We start from the raw sequence: 19,287 nt of genomic DNA, 5'->3' as shown, positions 1-19,287 counted from the left end.
TCAGTGAAACGGTATAAATCCTAATATTTGTGAATGAGTGGTAGAGATTAATTTCTGCCACTACTTTTTATATCCAGGTTAAGATTGGGTGTAGTCTTGACTGTAGCCATCACACGGCTATAGGATTTCTAGTTGATTTTTGCGTATCCTTGGAGTATTAGCCAAAGTAGTCGGTGCTGTGGCCTTAAAAGCTATATACACCTAAATTCTCTACTTTCTTTCTTGCCGATCAATATAGCCAAGCTATCAGAAATCAAACCAGATTTCTATATTCAGAATCAAAACATGCCGACTACTACCTGGAATCGTCACCACATTCTTTCCCTTGCAGATTTTACTGCGGATGAATATAACGCAGTGTTACAAACTGCGGCATCCTTTCGAGAGGTACTCTCACGGAGAACCAAGAAAGTACCTACTTTACAAGGACATGTGGTAGCAAATTTATTTTTTGAACCCTCTACCCGCACTCGCAGTAGCTTTGAAATTGCGGCAAAACGTTTAAGTGCAGATACCCTCAACTTTGCTGCGGCTACATCGTCGATGACCAAGGGAGAGACAATTTTAGATACAGCCAAAACATATTTGGCCATGGGAACGGATATTATGGTGATACGCCATAAAGAAGCGGGAGTACCACAAGCGATCGCTCAAGAAATGGATCGTTTAGGTGTGCGAGTCAGCGTTCTCAATGCTGGTGACGGTCAACATGAGCATCCTTCCCAAGGTCTACTAGATTTATTCACCATTTGTACATTAATTAATCCAGAAAATCCCCGTCTAGAACTATTACAAGGGAAAAAAATAGCGATCGTTGGTGATATTCTTCATTCTCGCGTTGCTAGATCCAATATTTGGAGTTTAATAGCTAGTGGTGCAGAAGTCCATCTTGCTGCACCTCCTACTCTCCTACCCAAATTCTTTGCTGATTATCTTACACCCCAAGTCAACACTGATAAATTCTTTACCCATTGGCAACTAGCACCAGCTTTAGAGAATGCTGATTTTGTCATGACATTGCGTTTACAAAAAGAACGCATGACAGCACATTTACTGCCTAGTCTCAGAGAATATCATCAACTATTTGGCATTACCCACAATCAACTCCAATGGTGTAAACCTAACGTCAAAGTTTTACATCCAGGCCCTGTAAATCGGGGTGTAGAAATTAGTTCCGAATTAATGGATGACCCAGAATTTAGCTTAATTCAATCACAGGTAACTAGTGGTGTAGCAGTGCGGATGGCCTTGCTGTATTTAATTGGTAGTGGAAAAGTGTAGAAGGAGTATGGCTGCACTATCAGCAGAAAAAGCAGTCTAATCAAAAAGCCACTTCTCAACTACTGAGAGACTTGTATATATTGTGAGAGTGAGTGTGAGTGAGAAGTGTATGTCAAATCTGGTTAAGCGCAAATCCCGCAAACGTCGAACGCTGAGGTTAATGCTACTGATTTTTGCCTGGAGTGTAGCCATTGGTTGGGTATTGGGTTTAGCGACAAGCGTTCACGGTGTTACACCTAGTTCTAACATTGGCACTGTAGATGTAGTGCCACCACAATATCAATTAGCAGAAGAACTGTACTTAGAAAACTGCGCTACCTGTCACATCGCCTTACCACCTGCGGTTTTTCCTACCCAAACTTGGCGGGATATTCTCCGTGACTCCCAGCACTATGGTGTACAAATTCAACCTTTAGTAGACCCGCAGCGCATATTAGTGTGGAGATATCTTTCTACCTTCTCTCGCACCAATCTCCAAGAGGAACCAACACCTTATCGTCTCTATCAATCACGTTATTTTCGTGCCTTACACCCTGGAATTAAGTTACCCAGTCCCTCATCAGTTAGTAGTTGCATTAGTTGTCATCCGGGTGCAAGTGAGTATAATTTCCGACGCTTAAGTCAGGAATTTGAGTGAGACTATGAGGCTAAAACCATTTTGGTGTTTGACTTTTGCTTTTCAGTTTGTACCTGATTAACTGGCAAAATGCTGTAATTTTTAGCACTGATGTAAGAATAACGTATTTTCGTCATTGCGATTAATAGGTGACAGTTCTAAAAGCCTTTGGTTGCCTAAGTTTTAGCGTTAGTTAATGTCCTAATACCAAATCGAAAAATGTTGGCAACAGATGATTACCCCACCCGCGCTATCGCGCACCCTCCCCGCTTGCGGGGAGGGTTGGGGAGAGGTTTACTCAATGTGTTGGTTGCTTTTGGAGAATTGGTATAACTGTTCTGTCCATGGCCATAATATCCCCTTAGTCAGAAGTAACCAACCAGGAGTTACGAGTTAATATTACTTTTAGCTCCTCATTTGTATCAGCCCCTGCCATTTGCCGTGTTAGAACTGATATCCTTTCTGATTCGTGGAATACAACCCCTAATCATTCCTATTTGCTTTGTGGTTGCTTGGACTGTGATGATTTTGTTTGTTTGGAGTATTTGGGCAGCAGCGCGAGATAGTGTTGCTACTGCCAAACAAATGCACAAAATTCCCTGTCCTAACTGTCAATTTTTTACAAATAATTATCGCCTCAAATGTACCGTACATCCTCATACGGCTAATACAGAAGAGGCAATTGGTTGTAAGGATTACCAATCAAGTTATAGCAGGGGACAGGTGACAGGTGACAGGTGACAGTGCTAAAAGCCTTTGTGTGTCTAAGTTTTAGTTGCAGTTAATGTCCTGTCTTGTCTACAGCTATAAATTCAGTCAGCACAGATGATTACCCCTGTTCGCGCAGCGTGGCGTTAGCCATACTTCTGTCTTCTGAACTTCTGAACTCCTGAACTCCTTCCTCCTATTCCTCAATCTCCAACAACACCTTTAAAACACCTTTGGTTTGGGCCTTGGCAAAAGCAGCTAAACCTTCTGTGAGGGGATAACGGGCTTGTATTAAAGGTTCCACATCTACCTGACCTGTAGCTAATAAATCCAGGGCTGGAGTAAAAGGGCCGCAACGGGAACCGATGAGGGTAATTTCATCGACGACCAGAGAAGAAGCATCCAAACTTAATAGACCTGCATAGGTACTTTTGAGAACGAGAGTACCACGGGGCCTTAAAGCGCGACGTGCTGTAGCAAAGCCTTCAGGATTACCTGTACACTCCACTGATATATCAAAAGCCCTTTCTGTGACTGCATCCGCTAACCCAGTTTTAATACCTTTGGACTGGAGATGGGCTAACTTGTCCTGATGTCTTCCTACTACCAATAAATCACAACCAGTTAAAGCTAAGGTTTGGGCTACCAATTGTCCTAATTTTCCATCTCCCACTACTAACACTCGGTCATTAGCAGATAGGGAAACTTGCTGTTGAATTTCTAAAGCTGCGGCTACTGGTTCAGTAAAGGTGGCTGCTTCTGTAGATACATCATCGGGGACAAGATGTAAGTTGTTGATAGGTAAACACAGGTATTCAGCAAAGGCACCATGACGGTTGACAATACCTAAAACGGTGCGATTTTCACAATGGGTTGGTTGTCCACTCAGACAAAAACGACAATGGCCACAAGCTGCATTGATTTCACCAACAACACGGCGATTAATTAAATCTTGTGGCCCTTGTTCTACTACACCGACAAACTCATGACCCAAAATTCCTGTGTAGGGATAATAACCTCGTAATAACTCCAGGTCTGTGTTACAAATACCTGCCCGCAGGACTCGCACTAAAGACTCCCCTGGTGGAGGTTCAGGGATGGGAATGTCTGTACGTAGTTGTAATTGGTTATTTTCTAGCCACAGCCCTTTCATGGTTGAGTTATTGGTGATTGGTTACTGGTTATTGCAGGTGACAGGGGACAGGTGACAGTCTGAAGAGTCGGTGTCTAGGTTTTATAATCAGTTGGTTTCTTAACCACCTTGTCCGTTGTTTTATTTTCTCCCATCTTTGGTAGTTGTGGAAATCTGGCAACTAAAGTTTTACACCGTCTAAAAATGGTGAGAATACTGGCAATAATTCTGGACGACTTACCACTAAAGTAGGGAAAGAGCGATCGCTATAATCTGTTTCTGGTATGAGGGGAAATGGTTCTGATTTGAGGGATTTCCACACACCACCAGCGGCTTGGACAATTACCCAAGCACCAGCGATATCCCACACCTTGGGTGTAGCTTCAATTCCTCCCAAAACTGCCCCGGTGGCCACTGTCAGAAAGTTGTAACTAGCTACCCCTAACATGCGAATTTTACAAGGAAAGCTATGTTTAATCACACCTGTACTCCGCGAGCAAAGGTTAAAGAAGTGATTGCCGCTAGGACTATCAGCACTGGTGTGGATGGGATGATGGTTGAGAAAAGCACCTGTGGGGACAGTTAAACCAGAGGAACCAGCCCAAAAACCATGGAAAGCTTGACGGAGTGGTGGTAAATAAACATAACCAAAAATCGGTACACCCCGGTACAGTAAACCTAAAGAAATCGACCAAATGGGAATGCCCCGTGTAAAGTTAGTAGTCCCATCTAAGGGGTCAATCACCCAACACCATTCTGTGCCAGGGAAAACCCTGTCGCTTTCCTCGCTTAAAATGCCATAACCAGCAAAATTAGATGCGATCGCATCTCGAATTTCCTGATCTGCCCATTTATCAGCCTGTGTCACCAAACTGCCATCAGCTTTTTGAGCAGCTTGAACCCTCCCAAAATCTTGGAGGAGTTGTTCCCCTACTCTAGTGGTAATAGTTTCGGCAAAATCTAAAACTGTCGTCCAAAAATCATTCATGGTTAGCTATTAATCAATTCTTTTGGGTGCGTCTTCAATCACCAACCGTTAATCTAAGTCACTGGCCAAAACAGAAGCGATCGCATCTTTAGTATTGGTTTGAAACTCAGCCACATTCACCCGATTCAAAAACCAAATCGACAACAGCATTCCCCCAGCTTCTAGGGCAAACACCATGCCATAGGCCAAAACTAATTTATCAGAAAACACCTGCCTACCTATATCTAAAACCAGACCACCAATGACAGTAGCTATACCTCTGGAAATAGATTGGGCCAATCCCCAAGCACCAATAAAAGTACCTGCGGCTTCTGCAACAGTCAAGTCTAGCATCAAGCTAACTGCTGCTGTAGTAACAAAACCTGTGGCTAGTCCAAAAATTACCAAACCGAATTTCAAGAAAGCAGGATTGGCAGAAAATCCAGAGAAACCCAGTAATAAGGCCGCTAATGACACCAAAATGCAACCAATCTTGGCTGTTCTCCGCTTACCCAACCGGGGGACAATCAAGAACCCAGTTACCGCATAGGCGATTAAAATGCCAGTACCGTAAAAAACATTCAACTTGGTACTTTCAGCCAAAGGCATTTTAAATACTTGCCCCGCATAGGGTTCTAAAATTGGGTCTTGCATAAACAAGCTAATGGTCATCACCAAAAGAAAAGTGAAAAACAAGCCTGTTTGCCGACTAGCAGTCAAAATTTGCCAAGCTTTACCCAAACTAATGCTATCTTCACGATTTCCTGGGTTAGAACGTTGGTAAAAGAAAGAATATTTCTTTTCTACACCCGCAGTAGCAATTACTGCCAAACCGAAAACCAGGGTCGGCACGATGGTAAATAACCGATTAATTGCTCCCTGCAAGGTTTCCAAAGGTGCATTACCATCTAATTGCTGGAGCAAACTAGAACTGATAATCGCCCCGACAATAATTCCTACCATCAGCATTGACCAAACAATGCCAACCACCTTAGAACGGTTATTTTCTTGGGATATATCCACCAGCAAAGCAGCAAAGGCCGTACCACTGGCACATATAGCTAAACCATAAACCGCAAAAACCAAACCCAGCACAGCAGTCCAACCGATGGTTTGCGTTGTCCATGCCCAACCATCAGGGTTACTAGCAAAAGTATTTAATTGCCAAATTACTTGTACAGCTAAAAAAGCAGCGATCGCAAATATTGCTGCTCCCACCCAAACATAAGCTGTGCGGTGGTATCCCCATAAGGGCTTGGCATCAGACATTTGCCCAAACCAGATGCGAGTAGGTGCAACAAAGGAAGGTAATGCTAACACCAAAGCCACCAGGGTAGCTGGAATTGCAATTTCCTGAATCATCACCCGATTGAGTACACCCAACGTCAAGATGGACATCATACTCAATCCCATTTGAAACAAACCTAGCCTAAACATGGTCAGGACATTGACCTTTGGCAGCGCTAGGGATTCTGTTTGGTTATCAAATACATCACCGCTTGCCATAGCTACTTTTTTGGTATTACACGATTGTCTCCCTTTAACTAAAGATAAACCGAAACCCTCAAATACTTTGGTTAGACAATCATCAAAATCAGTATGAAATCAGTTCAGCGAATGGAAATATTACCCTTGGCTGTTGTGGGTCTGTGGGTACGACTCATCTAGCAAACGATACACTAAAAAAGTAAAGAAATGTAAATGAATTAAATTTGACAAAAGTGGAAACTATCACATTAGGACAAAACGGCCCAGCAGTTCCTCCCCTGTGCTTAGGAACTTGGGCTTGGGGTGATAAACTCTTTTGGAACTATGGCAAAGATTACGGGGCAGAAGAATTAAAAGCAGCGTTTACCGTAGCTTTAGATGCTGGGGTGAATTTCTTTGATACCGCAGAAGTTTATGGACTTGGTTTGTCAGAAACATTATTAGGTAAATTCCAACAACAAACCCAAACCCAAGTGCAAATAGCCACCAAATTCGGGCCCCTACCTTGGCGTTGGGACGGCCAATCAGTCTCCGATGCTTTAACTGCCAGTCTCAATCGACTACAAGTAGAACGAGTGGAACTCTACCAAGTCCATTGGCCATTTACATTCTTGTTGAGCCAGGAAACACTAATGAATACCCTAGCCGATGAAGTCAAGCGGGGCAGAATTGGTGCTGTAGGGGTCAGTAATTATTCAGCGGCACAAATGCAAACAGCACAGCAAATACTGGCTAGTCGAGGCGTACCTTTAGCAGTCAATCAAGTTCGTTACTCCTTACTCAGTCGGCAAATCGAAAGTAATGGCATTTTCTCAACCGCTCGTCAATTAGGGGTGACAATCTTAGCCTACAGTCCCTTAGCTCAAGGACTACTCACAGGCAAGTATACAAGCAACACAACCCCCACAGGGGCTAGAAGTCTAGACCCACAATTTAGTCCAAATGGGCTGAAAAAAATAGAACCAGTCCTATCTTTACTACGCCAAATCGGTGAAAAATATAGTCGTACCCCTGCTCAAGTCGCCCTCAATTGGTTAATTGCTCAGGGTAACGTTATTCCTATTGCTGGTGTCAAAACCGCAGCCCAGGTTAAACAAAACATCGGTGCTTTAGGGTGGACTATGAGTGATGAAGAAGTGGCAGCATTAAATCAAGCCAGCCAACCTTGGCTCAATTAGAGATTTATGATGTTTATGGGTGCCTGAAGCGATGCTATTATGCACCCCATTGACTAACAGCAATAATGAAAACTTTCATGGGCAAAATCCTAGTTAATCTATCATTTATCAGTAAAAAACCAACAGGTATAACTAACTATGCTAATCAGATTTTTCCTTATTTAAAAGACTTAAACCCAATATTATTAAGTAGCACCCAAATTCCCCACTACGATTGTTACTCTGTTCCCAATAACTTAACACCAGACCAAGGCTCCAAAGGTCATTTATCCCGGTTAATGTGGACGCAATGGCAATTACCACAAGTCTATCAACAACTCAAACCCAGTTTATTATTTTCTCCTCTACCAGAAGCGCCTTTATATCAAAATTGTCGATTTGTGGTGATGTTCCACGACTTGATTCCCTTAAGGTTCCCGAAAAAAATTTCACCACTCACACCATATCATCGTTACTACGTTCCCCAAGTTTTAAAACAAGCAGAACATATTATTTGTAATTCCCAAGCTACTGCTCAAGATATCACTGATTTTTTACATATTCCTATTGATAAAATTACCCCAATTCCTTTAGCACATGATCGCACTCACTTCCGGTTTCTCAATCTACCCACCCGCAACTACTTTCTCTATATCGGTCGTCCAGACCCTTACAAAAACTTACAGCGACTAATTACTGCTTTCTCTGCTCTACCTGAGAGAGATGATTATGAATTGTGGTTAGCAGGCCCTAGTGATCAGCGGTATACACCCTTGTTACAGTCCCAAGTCGCAGCATTGGGTATTACTCATTTGGTCAAATTTCTCAACTATGTTCCTTATAGTGAACTACCAATCATCATCAATCAAGCAATAGCCTTGGTTTTTCCTAGTCTGTGGGAAGGTTTTGGTTTTCCTGTTCTGGAAGCAATGGCCTGTGGTACTCCGGTGATCACTTCTAACATTTCCTCTCTTCCTGAAGTTGCTGGTGATGCAGCTATGCTGATTAATCCCTACAACACCGAGGAAATTACGGCAGCGATGAAGATGATCATCAACGGTTCTGGCCTCAGACAACAACTCTCGCAAAAAAGTCTTGCTAGAGCCAATCTATTTAGTTGGGACAAAACCGGACAAGCAACTGTAGAGGTGTTAAAACAACATATTTAGGTGTTGGGAGATAAAATTAACACTAAAAAGAAAAACAGTATCTTATTTAACAAAATTTTGTAAAGATTCATAATATTATATTTAACTCAAAAGAGTGAAATTTTTTCTAGTTGATGAGCTAACAATCATCACTGTCAGATTTGATAGCAATTTAAGCGTGAAAATTTCCACGCAATAACTATTTATTTGTTAGCAGCAAAATAATTTCCGTGTTTATATCAGCCTATATCAAATATTGTGTTCTCCTAGTTATGTGTAATCGCAAAACTAGAGCATAGACCTGAATAAAAATAGACTGTTAATCAAAAAGATAAATGATAAATATAATTTCTGACGTTGATGCTCTGAGTGGATGATTATCAGTAATTTACTATGCAAATAGCCTCATCTTCTCATTACAGATATGGCGAGCAAATATCTATCTAAAGGATAGAATCACATCTATCAAAGGTATTAGAAATGAATATAAATCAATCAGATATAAATAAATTAAATATGGGAGTGTGAAATAAACCATGGATATTCACAACTAAAAATGTTAAAAATAGCTGAAGTAATGACATAATCAAAGTTAAAATAAATAATCATCAATTTTTGTAATAACTCTGTGAAAGCCTGATAGGCAAAGGCTTGTAATCGTCTGCGACTTCATTAAAATTAGCAACAGACAAACCTATGAACTCAAAAACTGAGAAACGTATTGCCTTGATATCAGTCCATGGTGACCCAGCTATTGAGATTGGTAAAGAAGAAGCTGGCGGACAAAATGTTTATGTACGCCAAGTAGGTGAAGCACTATCTCATTTAGGGTGGGAAGTTGATATGTTTAGTCGGAGAGTGAGTGCTGATCAGGAAACTATTGTTAAACATAATTCTCAATGTCGCACTATCCGTTTAACATCGGGACCAGTAGAATTTGTACCAAGGGATCAAGGTTTTCAATATTTGCGAGAATTTGTTGATCAGTTATTAGAATTTCAAAAAGAAAACGAGATTAAATACAAACTTGTACATAGCAATTACTGGCTTTCTAGCTGGGTGGGAATGCAATTAAAGCAAAAACAAGGCAGTAAACAAGTTCACACTTATCATTCTTTAGGCATAGTTAAATATAATTCCCTCAAGTCTATTCCCCCCGTTGCTAGTGACCGTTTGCGAGTCGAAAAACAGGTGTTGGAAACAGCAGAAAGAATTGTGGCTACAAGTCCACAAGAATATGAACATATGCGATCGCTTGTTTCCCAAAAAGGTGAAATCGAAATCATTCCCTGTGGTACAGATATTCACAGATTTGGGTCTGTTGACCGCGAAACAGCTAGAAAATTACTAAAAATCGATCCAGAAGCCAAAGTGGTGCTGTATGTGGGCCGTTTTGACCCCCGCAAAGGCATAGAAACCCTAGTCCGTGCTGTACGTCAATCCCAGTTCTATGGTTCAGAAAAATTACAGCTGATTATTGGGGGTGGAAGTACACCAGGTAATAGCGACGGTAGAGAGCGCGATCGCATTGAAGGTATTGTCAGAGAATTAGGAATGACTGCATGTACAATCCTTCCCGGCCGTTTGAGTCAAGAAATTCTCCCTACCTATTACGCGGCCGCTGATGTTTGCGTTGTTCCTAGCCATTATGAACCCTTTGGCTTAGTGGCCATTGAAGCTATGGCCAGTGGTACACCAGTGGTAGCTAGTGATGTGGGAGGTCTACAATTTACCGTGGTGAACGAAAAAACAGGCTTACTTGTACCACCCCAAGATATCCCAGCCTTTAGCAAGGCAATTGACCGCATTTTAACTAACCCCCAATGGCGGGAAGAATTGGGTCAAGCCGGTCAGAATCGTGTCAAAGACCGTTTTAGCTGGGATGGAGTGGCTAGCCAGTTAGATGCTTTATATACCCAAATTCTGACTCCAACAGCCAAAGAGCCTGTCTTAGTTGCTAAATAAGGTTTTGCAGGAATTACATCCCTAGTGAAGAACAAAACCAAGGAGCAATTATTTCTATCTTCCTTATGGTGGTGATAGTGAAGTGTAACGTTAACCATACTTCTGAAAAGAATTGTTTGACAGAAGTTAGACGATAGAGAAGGGAAGGTGACACAATGATGGATGAATTTGGCAATTATAGTCATCCGACGCTCCCAAGACTGGGATGTAATTCCTAGAAATCGAACAGCAACTTAGACAGGTAAGAAGATGGAAGTTAGAGAAATCAGAAAATCCTATAAACCCAGAAGACCAGAATCCGAGACCACCCATTTTCAACACGTCAAGATTCTAGACTGTAATCAACCTGTAAGTAGAGTGATTTTTGAATGCTGGCATTGTAAACAAGGTTTATTGAGTGAAGTGGAAGTGTCATCTCCTCAGTTTCTAGAACTGGAATGCCCAAAATGCGGTAAAACAGCTATTAGATTGATGGCGAATAAAGTCATTTCAACCACACCAATCCCCTCACCTTGGCAGTAATAGCCATGATTTGGATGCTTAAGTACAGGATTCGATTCCCGCACAAGGGCATCCACTCATCAAGCGATCGCTCTTGTGTTAACCTTGTCATCCCCTCAAACAGCTTCACTTGAGCGCAATACAAGTTTTGGTACAGTGCTCAAGCAATCAATTCCTCAATTTTTGACAAATGAGGGTAAGCAGAGAAAAATTGGTTGAGACAACCAAGAATCAGAGAAGATAGAAGTATACTAACCATCAATGTTGAACAGCCATTGATTAATTGTTTTGCTTCCAGTTGATTTTACGACCCTTACAGCTGCTTGTAGTGAACTCCGCGCTCATTGGCTACCTGCGCGGACAGAACAAGTATATCAGCGCGATCGCTATACCATTGCCATCGCCCTACGCACCCTTAAACAACGGGATTGGCTAGAAATTTCCTGGCATCCCCAAGCTGCACATATTTGTATTGGTGACCCACCACCACGCACACCAGATACTTTCACCTTTAGTCAACAACTCATCCATCAATTGGGTGGGTTGGCATTAATGGGGATGGAAACTATTGCCCCTTGGGAAAGAGTGGTTGATTTACAATTTGCCCGTCGTCCCGGTGAAAGCCCCCTCTATCACCTGTATGCAGAGATTATGGGCAAATATAGCAATGTGATTCTCACAGATGCAAACAATGTGATTATTACCGCAGCCCATCAAGTCAGTCAGCAACAATCAAGTGTGCGTCCCATCCAAACCGGACAAGTTTACGAAACACCCCCCAAACTCACAGGCACTATTCCCCATCTGGGTGAACCTTTAGAACGTTGGCAAGAACGGGTGAGTTTAGTACCAGGGGGGATTAAACGGCAGTTACTCAAAACCTATAGTGGCTTGAGTGCATCCTTGTTAGAGTCGATGTTGCTAGCAGCAGAGATAGCACCAGATACCAACACCGACAATTTGACCGAAGATGACTGGCAACGGTTGTTTAGTAATTGGCAGGAATGGTTAAAAGCTTTAGACTCAGCACAATTTCAGCCGGCTTGGACTGGCAATGGCTATACAGTCATGGGGTGGGGTGCTACTAAACCTGCACGAAATGTCCAAGAACTGATCAACGATTACTATACTAACCAGCTAAACCAACAACTATTTGCCCAATTACGCCATCAATTAAGTCAAAAATTACAAAACATTCTTGGTAAATTACGCCATAAAGCCCAAACTTTTAGCGATCGCTTGCACCAGTCAGACCAAGCAGATGAATATCGGCAAAAGGCTGATTTATTAATGGCATACCTGCACAACTGGGAACCGGGAATGAAGGAGATGACAATTGCCGATTTTGAAACAGGGGAACCAGTAGCGATCGCCCTCCAACCAGATAAAAATGCCGTCCAGAATGCCCAAAACCTGTACAAACAGCACCAAAAACTCAAACGCGCTCGCGCAGCCGTAGAACCATTGTTATTTGAGGTGCAAACAGAAATAGATTATTTAGAACAAGTAGAAGCAGCGATCGCCCAAATCGACAATTACCAATCCACAGAAGACCTCCAAGCTCTGGAAGAAATTCGCGATGAACTCATTGAGCAGAAATATCTCCAAGAACTAGACTACCGCACCCGCAACCCCAACGAACCCGCCAGCACTAACTTCCACCGTTACAGCACTCCCAGTGGATTTGAAGTAGTCATCGGCCGTAACAACCATCAAAATGATTATCTGACATTTAGAGTCGCTGGGGATTATGACCTGTGGTTTCATGCCCAAGAAATCCCCGGTAGTCATGTACTCCTACGCTTACCACCCGGTGCAGTTCCAGAAGAAACGGACTTACAATTTGTCGCCAACCTGGCAGCCTACTTTAGTCGCGCTCGCCAAAGTGAGCAAGTACCCGTAGTTTATACTCAACCCAAGTATGTCTACAAACCCAAAGGGGCTAAACCAGGGATTGCCATTTATAAACAAGAAACGATCCTCTGGGGAAAACCACAATTAGTGGTGATGTCAGAAATTTCCTAGTGCCACGAGCTATGAATCGCTAGTCGCATACCTCCCCAATATCCCTGAAACAAGATGCTATTTTTATTACACATCTTCCATTTAACATAAAGGAGACCGACCCGGAGGCAGATATTTTTTGATAAATTCTGATGAAAAATCTGTACTGGCTGTTACAATCTTGTTAAGAAAAGTTGCCCGTTGCATTTTGGGAACGCGCAATTTGGTTTTGACTCTATTGAGAAGACAACGCGACAAAAAATTTTTAGAAACCAGCTGTGGGAGGCTGGTTTTTTTTAGTATAAAAATTTTCACAGCAAGCCCGATTGTGCGGGCTTTACTGCTGTAATTTCAGTTTTAACCTGATGGTGTATTGACTGAATTAGCTGCCTCAGCCGCTTTAGCAGGTGCGCCTCCCATACGAATTTCTGAAGTGAAAGAAGCCATGCTAAAACCACCAAACCGCTTGAGAACACTGACTCGCATCCGTAAATTAGGACTAGCAAACCATAAGCGTTCTTCTGACCACATGGTTTCGTATTCTGTAGTCAAAGTTAAAGCACCATCAGTGCCAATTTTATAGCGTCCTGCCACTGGGGCTTTTTCTGCGTAACCCATTTCCCGCAGCAGCTTACCTTCATCAGGACTATCTTGGTCGGGAACTGTTACTAACACTGTAGAACCTTCGTGTTTTTCTTCGTCCCATTCCATAGTGCCGTTCCAGGTAACTCTGGCTCCACAGGTCGCTGTGCTAGGGTCAACTTCATACTGTTGACACAGCTTAATTACCTCTGGATGATCAGCTGGGAGAGTCTCAATATTGATCTCCGATTTACCATCTTCAGCTTGTTTAAAGGCTAAATGGTGGCTAGTGCGGTGAGAAAACCATTTACCAGCACTTAATTCAAAAAATTCTTCAACGGTCATGGATGAAACTATCCTGCATCAAAATATTAACGATCCCATTTATTATTAAAAGCTAGGAAGAGACTTTAATCGCCAATCAAGTTGGTTGTTTGTCCCAGCCTTTGGAGAGAAATCCCTGCGGCTTCAGCCACGTGAGGATGACTATCTTTTTCCAGGTATTTGAGAGCGGAAACGCTTTTCGGGGTGGGTAGATTGCCTAAAGCTTCTGCCAAGCGTTGACGTACTAACCAATCTTCTGATTGGACAAAGCGCAGAATTTGCTCTACAGATTCAGTAGCTTGTATTTCTCCCAAGGCAGATATAGCTGCTTGCTGGATCACTACTTCTGGGCTATCGAGGGCCTGAATCAGAATTTCACGAGCACGGGGGTCTTTAATGTTACCTAAAGAGACGGCAGCACTAAACCGGACTAGCCAATCTGTATCTTCATAAAATGCCCGTGACAGCACCTCCACGGCTCTCGCATCACCTAAGTATCCTAATGCACCTGCCGCATCCGCACGAATACCATAGTCAGGGTCAGTTTCCAGAATTTTCACCAAAATGGCATAGCATTCTGGGGTTTGTTTCACCCCTAAAGCAAATATGGCCATGGAACGTAGCTGTAAAGATTCATCTGCCAACACCTTTTTAATTAAAGGGACAGCATCCTCTGAGGGCACTTCGCGCAAACTGGCCAGGGCCACCATGCGATCGCGCAAATTGGGACTTTCTAACTGCTCAGAAATTACCTGTAAACTGGGAGGAGCCATTGACTTTACAAATTTTTCTTAACTTATCTTTACTCTAACTTAATTAACTGCCTCTCCCCCACATGAGATGGGGTATTGAATTTAGCTAAAAATCCTGGACTGAAACTATGTCTCAGGTATCAAGAGAATATGCAGAATTGGACTTAGGTTAAAGGTATAATCTTAATTTTATTGACGCGGTATATTTGCAAGCAGATGATCATAGCAGCGATGGGGAAGATACCGACTGAATATCTGTCTCTCATCAATAGCTATCCTTTCAACTATAAATAACTGAACCGAATTAAATTGATTGCGGGAGGGAACAGGACAAAATCTGTGTAATTGATTCCGTCTCGGTACTGTTTACATTTAACTTCAGTAAAAAATCCCGTCATGAACAATTCTTTAGGTAACCATGGGTTGTTTCAAAAACTACATCCGTTCTCACTGTTAGCGCAATTAAGCAGTAAGCAGACAATCGGTTGTTTACGTGTTTTTACTGAAAAATATCATTGGTCAATCTATTTAGAAGATGGTAAACTCACCTATACCAATTATTCAGATCAACTATGGCAGCGTCTAGAAATTCATTTACATAGGCTAAATCCAGAAATTCTGAATAGTGAAAATCCAGCTTATCAACAGCTACGACAGTCATCAGATAGCCAAAATCAAGTTGTAAATGCGGATTATCAACTGATTTGTTGGTTAGTCAATGAATGCTATCTCACTCCGGCTCAAGCGGCAACGTTGATAGAAGAATTAGCAAAGGAAATTTTAGAGTCATTCTTATGTTTAAAACAAGGCAATTATCAATTTAATGCGGATGATGAATTAACGGAATTTCCTAAATTTTGTCATTTAGATTTACGTGAACTTGTGGCAGATTGTCAAAAACAGTTGCGTCAACGACAAAATCTGAAATCTGCTAGTTCAAGCAATGTGATTGCAACCTCAATGATTGCAGCAGTTACAGAGCAAACATCTAGGTCAATTCATTTAACAGATAATCAAAATTCATATACAGTTGCCTGTATTGATGACAGTCCAGCAATTTTAAATTCTATTAAACATTTTTTAAATGAGCATAAATTTGCCGTTGTGATGATTAATGAACCACTCAAAGCCTTAATTCAAGTAATTAAAAGTAAGCCCGATTTAATTTTATTAGATGTGGAAATGCCTAATTTAGATGGTTATGAACTGTGTTCGTTACTACGGAGACATACAGCATTTAAAAATACACCTATTATTATGGTAACTGGGCGTAAGGGATTGATAGACAAAGCAAAAGCAAAAATCGTCAAGGCTTCTGGCTATTTAACTAAACCTTTTAGTAGAGCGGATTTGCTCAATATGGTGTATAAACACATTAATTAAGTCGTGATTCTGGGTGAAAAACTTATTTAATTATTCCCTATTGCTACTATGAATAATTTAAAAATCAATTTTAATTATCAATCCCATCAGAATATTTTGGAAGATAGCTATCTAAAATTTTTATTGAATCAAGAAACCAGTGCAGTTTTAGCAATTAAACATACTCAAGAGGCAATCATTGTCCCAGTAGAAGCTGTAACGGCAATGCCGAATATGCCAGCTTGCATTTTGGGGTTGATGAATTGGCGTAGTCGGATTATTTGGGTCATTGATTTACCGAAAATGTTCAATTTAGAAGGGCTAGACCGTCGTCAACATCAGTATAATGTCATCGTCATTAAAGGTGAATCTCAACTTTTGGGGTTGGTGATACAAGAAATTAAAGGCACAATTAAGTTTAAAGCAGATGAAATTCGCTCTCCCATTGGCCAAGTGGCATCTAGTCTAGTGCCTTATTTGTGTGGATGTGTGGTACAACAAGAAGAAATTTTGCTGGTATTAGATGCCCAGAATATCGTCGAATCTTCTGCGTTACGTAGTGATTAAATATAATTTTTCAGCTAACTGACTACTGTTATTTTATAGGTGTGGAAGGGAAATAAATTATGATTAATAAAACTAATCATGTCCAAGGTGGCGATGCACAAAATCAGTCTCCCAAAATTTTAAATTCACCAGTGAATGAATCAACGGCAGATGTAGTAAAAAACTCAGATAAAGTAAATTTTAATTATCATTTGCATCAGGTTTTTAAATATTTACAAAGGTTTAATTTAAGTAAAAGAACAGTGATCACATCCATGATTATGGGCGCAGTGCCTGTTTTGGTGATTGGTGCGATCGCTTATAATTTGGGTAGCAAGTCTATTTCTCGGCAAATCATCCAATCCCAAGAAATTGAAGCAACGAATTTCGCCAATCAAGTCAACAAATTAATTTTGGCTAGGTATGGTGATATTCAGATTCTCTCCCAGCTACCATATTTGACGAATACTAAAGGTAAAACAGGGGTATCAATTCCTGATCAGCAAGGAACGATAGACAGCTTTGTCAAAGCTAATCAAGCCTACGATAGTATTGCCGTCTTCGATTTACAGGGAAAAGTTATCATTCAATCCACTGGACTATTTCTCAATCAAGAGGAAAATAAAAAATATTTTACGCAAGTTGTTCAGCAAGACCAAGTTATTATTAGTAGCCCAGAATTAGTTAATAATAATCTGGTGATTTATATAGCTGCACCTGTGAAAGATGCAGGTAGTGGTAAGACTGTGGCCATAGTTAGAGCTAGAATGCCATTATCGTGGTTAGCAGAAACTATAGATAATCACCAAGCCGATAAAAATAAATATTATTTAGTTGATAGTCAAGGTACATTTTTAGTTGCCCCGCAATCAGATATTTTAGGTAAAAAAGCAGAAGATATATATCCTAATTTATGGAGATTAAATTCTCAAAAATCTGGTACTGCTTTCACTGCGGTGAAAAAATTTAATCAGCAGCCAGAATTAGTCAGTTTCCTGCCAGTAAGAAACCTCGATGGAATACCTAATTTGAATTGGCAGGTAATGGTAGCTCAGGATTCCCAACTGGCTTTTGCTCCCCAAAGAAATTTTTTCTTGTTAATGGTTATTGTCACTTTACTGAGTGCATTGTTAGCAGGATTTCTAGTGGCTTTAGTTGCTAAGAGTAATACGAAAGTAATTATCAAAAAACCTATCTCCACAGCACCGGAAATTAATACCTTTAAAGATAAAACAACAGATGGTAAATTGCCAGAGGACTATCCAGAAAAAGACTTAGAAGGACAATGGCTAAAATCCCTTCTAGATATTCATCAAAAGTTGCGTAATCAGGTACTAGTGGAGGATATTTATCAGACGGCAGTGACAGCCATTCGTCCAGCTTTACAAACCGATAGAGTGATTATTTATTTGCTGAACCCCCAGATTGGCATGGGCAAAGTTGTTGCAGAGTCAGTGTTTGGGGATTGGGAAAAGATGGTGGATATGCAGATTGAAGACCGCTATTTTCGCGAACTAGATGCCGCTACCTATCAAGATACCCAAGTGCAAGCGATCGCTAACATCCATCAAGAAGCAAATTTGTCACAAAATTATATTCAATGGTGGGAAAGATTTGCTGTCAAAAGTAGTTTGATAGCTCCTATTATCACCCAAGGTCAACCTATGGGCTTGTTAATTACTCATCATTGCCGAACAGCCCATGATTGGCAAGCAGCAGAAATTAATTTCTTTGCTCAAACTGCCCATCAAATTAGTGCAGCGTTAGAACAAGCGCAACTACGTGCAGAAATTGCTACCGCTAGGTCTAATCAACCATTAACCACTATTCCGTCATCCTCTTCATCAGAAACTTTACAACTGCAATTACTCAAAGATAGTCTGCAAAATATTGTCACTCAAGTTAAACAAACTGCGGGACAGGTAAATGCTGTTTTCAACTGGAGTGAACTGTCACCAACAGAGATTAACACCACTCTCCAAGCAGTAGAAAACATGACCAATTCTATTCAAGTTCTAGCTGAATTAGCTGGTCAAACTGTGGCTGTTACCAATAATGTTGCTCAAACTGCAACTCAAGGTGGACAAGCCATAGATATCACTTTTCAAAATATTTTATCTTTGCAAGAAACCGTAGGAGAAACCAGTAAAAAAGTCAGAAAATTAGGTGAATTTTGTCAACAAATTTCCCGTGTTATCACAGATATTAACCAAATTGCCATGCAAACCAATCTATTAGCAATTAATGCGGGAATTGAAGCAGCAAGAGCCGGAGAAGAAGGTCAAGGTTTTGCAGTGGTGGCAGAAGAAGTAGGGGAATTAGCAGCTAGAAGTTCTGCGGCTACCCAAGAAATCGAGCAAATTGTGGAAAAAATTCAAGCAGAAACTAGCGCAGTGATTCAGGTAATGGTAGAAGGAAATAATCAGGTAATAGAAAGTACCAGATTAGTGGAAAACTCCAAGGAAATTTTACATCATATTTTTGATGTTTCTAGACAAATTGATTCTTTACTTCAGTTAATTTCTACCGCTACTGATTCTCAGGTAGAAACATCTCAGATGATTAGTCAATTTATCACTAATATTGCCGTAGTTTCCCAACGAACCAATCATTCATCCCAACAAGTGTGTCAATCTCTGCAAACAACCATGGAAATTTCCCAACAGTTACAGGAAACAGTAGAAACTTTGACATCTAGTTGATTGAGTTTCATAGTTTTTGATTTCTAACTTTTGAATTTGCAATTACCCCAAG

The 19,287-nt window shown here is 41.1% G+C and carries 17 protein-coding genes; 11 read left to right on the top strand and 6 right to left on the bottom strand.

Annotation, left to right across the window (positions count from 1 at the left end; translation table 11 throughout):
• The first annotated feature begins 285 nt into the window (after positions 1-285).
• The 3 genes from H6G73_RS01685 (at position 286) to H6G73_RS01675 (ending at position 2,638) form a co-directional block, all read left to right on the top strand.
• Complete coding sequence (locus H6G73_RS01685; RefSeq protein ID WP_190601197.1) at positions 286-1,281, top strand: aspartate carbamoyltransferase catalytic subunit; 996 nt, start codon at positions 286-288, stop codon at positions 1,279-1,281.
• A 109-nt stretch (positions 1,282-1,390) separates the two neighbouring features.
• The gene (locus H6G73_RS01680) at positions 1,391-1,918 is read left to right on the top strand and encodes a cytochrome C (RefSeq protein WP_190601196.1); all 528 of its coding nucleotides are present in this window, start codon (positions 1,391-1,393) and stop codon (positions 1,916-1,918) included.
• Positions 1,919-2,338: 420 nt separating this feature from the next.
• Complete coding sequence (locus H6G73_RS01675) at positions 2,339-2,638, top strand: hypothetical protein (RefSeq protein ID WP_190601195.1); 300 nt, start codon at positions 2,339-2,341, stop codon at positions 2,636-2,638.
• Between the two features lie 163 nt (positions 2,639-2,801).
• Here H6G73_RS01675 and H6G73_RS01670 read toward each other — a convergent pair whose 3' ends face one another.
• From H6G73_RS01670 to H6G73_RS01660, 3 genes are all read right to left on the bottom strand, one after another.
• Positions 2,802-3,758 (bottom strand): MDR/zinc-dependent alcohol dehydrogenase-like family protein, encoded by a 957-nt coding sequence (locus H6G73_RS01670; RefSeq protein WP_190601194.1) that lies wholly within the window; start codon positions 3,756-3,758, stop codon positions 2,802-2,804.
• 160 nt (positions 3,759-3,918) lie between these two features.
• Positions 3,919-4,725: an inositol monophosphatase family protein gene (locus H6G73_RS01665; RefSeq protein ID WP_190601193.1), complete on the bottom strand. Its 807-nt coding sequence runs from the start codon at positions 4,723-4,725 to the stop codon at positions 3,919-3,921.
• A 48-nt stretch (positions 4,726-4,773) separates the two neighbouring features.
• Positions 4,774-6,210 carry a BCD family MFS transporter gene (locus H6G73_RS01660; RefSeq protein WP_190601192.1) on the bottom strand — a complete coding sequence of 479 codons (1,437 nt, stop codon included), beginning with the start codon at positions 6,208-6,210 and terminating at the stop codon, positions 4,774-4,776.
• A 215-nt stretch (positions 6,211-6,425) separates the two neighbouring features.
• Between H6G73_RS01660 and H6G73_RS01655 the strand changes: the two genes are divergently transcribed.
• From H6G73_RS01655 to H6G73_RS24315, 4 genes are all read left to right on the top strand, one after another.
• Positions 6,426-7,370: an aldo/keto reductase gene (locus tag H6G73_RS01655; protein WP_190601191.1), complete on the top strand. Its 945-nt coding sequence runs from the start codon at positions 6,426-6,428 to the stop codon at positions 7,368-7,370.
• Between the two features lie 65 nt (positions 7,371-7,435).
• Positions 7,436-8,518 carry a glycosyltransferase family 4 protein gene (locus tag H6G73_RS01650; RefSeq protein ID WP_242034085.1) on the top strand — a complete coding sequence of 361 codons (1,083 nt, stop codon included), beginning with the start codon at positions 7,436-7,438 and terminating at the stop codon, positions 8,516-8,518.
• Positions 8,519-9,193: 675 nt separating this feature from the next.
• Entirely contained in the window at positions 9,194-10,462 is a 1,269-nt protein-coding gene (locus tag H6G73_RS01645) for a glycosyltransferase family 4 protein (protein ID WP_190601190.1), read from the top strand.
• A 249-nt stretch (positions 10,463-10,711) separates the two neighbouring features.
• Positions 10,712-10,984, top strand: a complete 273-nt coding sequence (locus tag H6G73_RS24315; RefSeq protein WP_242034084.1) for a hypothetical protein — start codon at positions 10,712-10,714, stop codon at positions 10,982-10,984.
• On the opposite strand, the gene H6G73_RS24690 is transcribed toward H6G73_RS24315, so the two are convergent.
• A complete protein-coding gene (locus H6G73_RS24690; protein ID WP_256443837.1) occupies positions 10,947-11,075 on the bottom strand; it encodes a hypothetical protein in 129 nt (42 codons plus the stop codon). The two genes, H6G73_RS24315 and H6G73_RS24690, sit on opposite strands and share 38 nt — an antisense overlap.
• Positions 11,076-11,251: 176 nt before the next feature.
• Here H6G73_RS24690 and H6G73_RS01640 point away from each other — a divergent pair, with 176 nt between their 5' ends.
• Positions 11,252-12,988, top strand: a complete 1,737-nt coding sequence (locus H6G73_RS01640; protein ID WP_190601189.1) for an Rqc2 family fibronectin-binding protein — start codon at positions 11,252-11,254, stop codon at positions 12,986-12,988.
• Between the two features lie 336 nt (positions 12,989-13,324).
• Here the strand turns inward: H6G73_RS01640 and H6G73_RS01635 are convergent, their stop codons facing one another.
• Entirely contained in the window at positions 13,325-13,894 is a 570-nt protein-coding gene (locus H6G73_RS01635) for a phycobiliprotein lyase (RefSeq protein WP_190601188.1), read from the bottom strand.
• 65 nt (positions 13,895-13,959) lie between these two features.
• Entirely contained in the window at positions 13,960-14,646 is a 687-nt protein-coding gene (locus H6G73_RS01630; RefSeq protein WP_190601187.1) for a HEAT repeat domain-containing protein, read from the bottom strand.
• Between the two features lie 375 nt (positions 14,647-15,021).
• Here H6G73_RS01630 and H6G73_RS01625 point away from each other — a divergent pair, with 375 nt between their 5' ends.
• The 3 genes from H6G73_RS01625 to H6G73_RS01615 are packed head-to-tail and all read left to right on the top strand — an operon-like array spanning position 15,022 to position 19,235.
• Positions 15,022-16,008, top strand: a complete 987-nt coding sequence (locus H6G73_RS01625) for a response regulator (protein ID WP_190601186.1) — start codon at positions 15,022-15,024, stop codon at positions 16,006-16,008.
• A gap of 48 nt (positions 16,009-16,056) precedes the next feature.
• Positions 16,057-16,554 (top strand): chemotaxis protein CheW, encoded by a 498-nt coding sequence (locus H6G73_RS01620; RefSeq protein ID WP_190601185.1) that lies wholly within the window; start codon positions 16,057-16,059, stop codon positions 16,552-16,554.
• Between the two features lie 59 nt (positions 16,555-16,613).
• Positions 16,614-19,235 carry a methyl-accepting chemotaxis protein gene (locus tag H6G73_RS01615; protein WP_190601184.1) on the top strand — a complete coding sequence of 874 codons (2,622 nt, stop codon included), beginning with the start codon at positions 16,614-16,616 and terminating at the stop codon, positions 19,233-19,235.
• The last annotated feature ends 52 nt before the right edge of the window (positions 19,236-19,287 follow it).

The sequence above is a fragment of the Richelia sinica FACHB-800 genome (assembly GCF_014698825.1).
Classification (GTDB): domain Bacteria; phylum Cyanobacteriota; class Cyanobacteriia; order Cyanobacteriales; family Nostocaceae; genus FACHB-800.
The sequence above is the reverse complement of the archived record's forward strand: the minus strand, read 5'-3'. Positions and strand labels throughout refer to the sequence as shown.

Coding starts and splice junctions, on each gene's coding strand:
- H6G73_RS24690 (WP_256443837.1), bottom strand. CDS start 11,075: ATGACAAGGTTAACACAAGAGCGATCGCTTGATGAGTGGATGCCCTTG.
- H6G73_RS01650 (WP_242034085.1), top strand. CDS start 7,436: ATGAAAACTTTCATGGGCAAAATCCTAGTTAATCTATCATTTATCAGT.
- H6G73_RS01680 (WP_190601196.1), top strand. CDS start 1,391: ATGTCAAATCTGGTTAAGCGCAAATCCCGCAAACGTCGAACGCTGAGG.
- H6G73_RS01670 (WP_190601194.1), bottom strand. CDS start 3,758: ATGAAAGGGCTGTGGCTAGAAAATAACCAATTACAACTACGTACAGAC.
- H6G73_RS01685 (WP_190601197.1), top strand. CDS start 286: ATGCCGACTACTACCTGGAATCGTCACCACATTCTTTCCCTTGCAGAT.
- H6G73_RS01620 (WP_190601185.1), top strand. CDS start 16,057: ATGAATAATTTAAAAATCAATTTTAATTATCAATCCCATCAGAATATT.
- H6G73_RS01625 (WP_190601186.1), top strand. CDS start 15,022: ATGAACAATTCTTTAGGTAACCATGGGTTGTTTCAAAAACTACATCCG.
- H6G73_RS01660 (WP_190601192.1), bottom strand. CDS start 6,210: ATGGCAAGCGGTGATGTATTTGATAACCAAACAGAATCCCTAGCGCTG.
- H6G73_RS01645 (WP_190601190.1), top strand. CDS start 9,194: ATGAACTCAAAAACTGAGAAACGTATTGCCTTGATATCAGTCCATGGT.
- H6G73_RS01635 (WP_190601188.1), bottom strand. CDS start 13,894: ATGACCGTTGAAGAATTTTTTGAATTAAGTGCTGGTAAATGGTTTTCT.
- H6G73_RS01615 (WP_190601184.1), top strand. CDS start 16,614: ATGATTAATAAAACTAATCATGTCCAAGGTGGCGATGCACAAAATCAG.
- H6G73_RS01665 (WP_190601193.1), bottom strand. CDS start 4,725: ATGAATGATTTTTGGACGACAGTTTTAGATTTTGCCGAAACTATTACC.
- H6G73_RS24315 (WP_242034084.1), top strand. CDS start 10,712: ATGGAAGTTAGAGAAATCAGAAAATCCTATAAACCCAGAAGACCAGAA.
- H6G73_RS01630 (WP_190601187.1), bottom strand. CDS start 14,646: ATGGCTCCTCCCAGTTTACAGGTAATTTCTGAGCAGTTAGAAAGTCCC.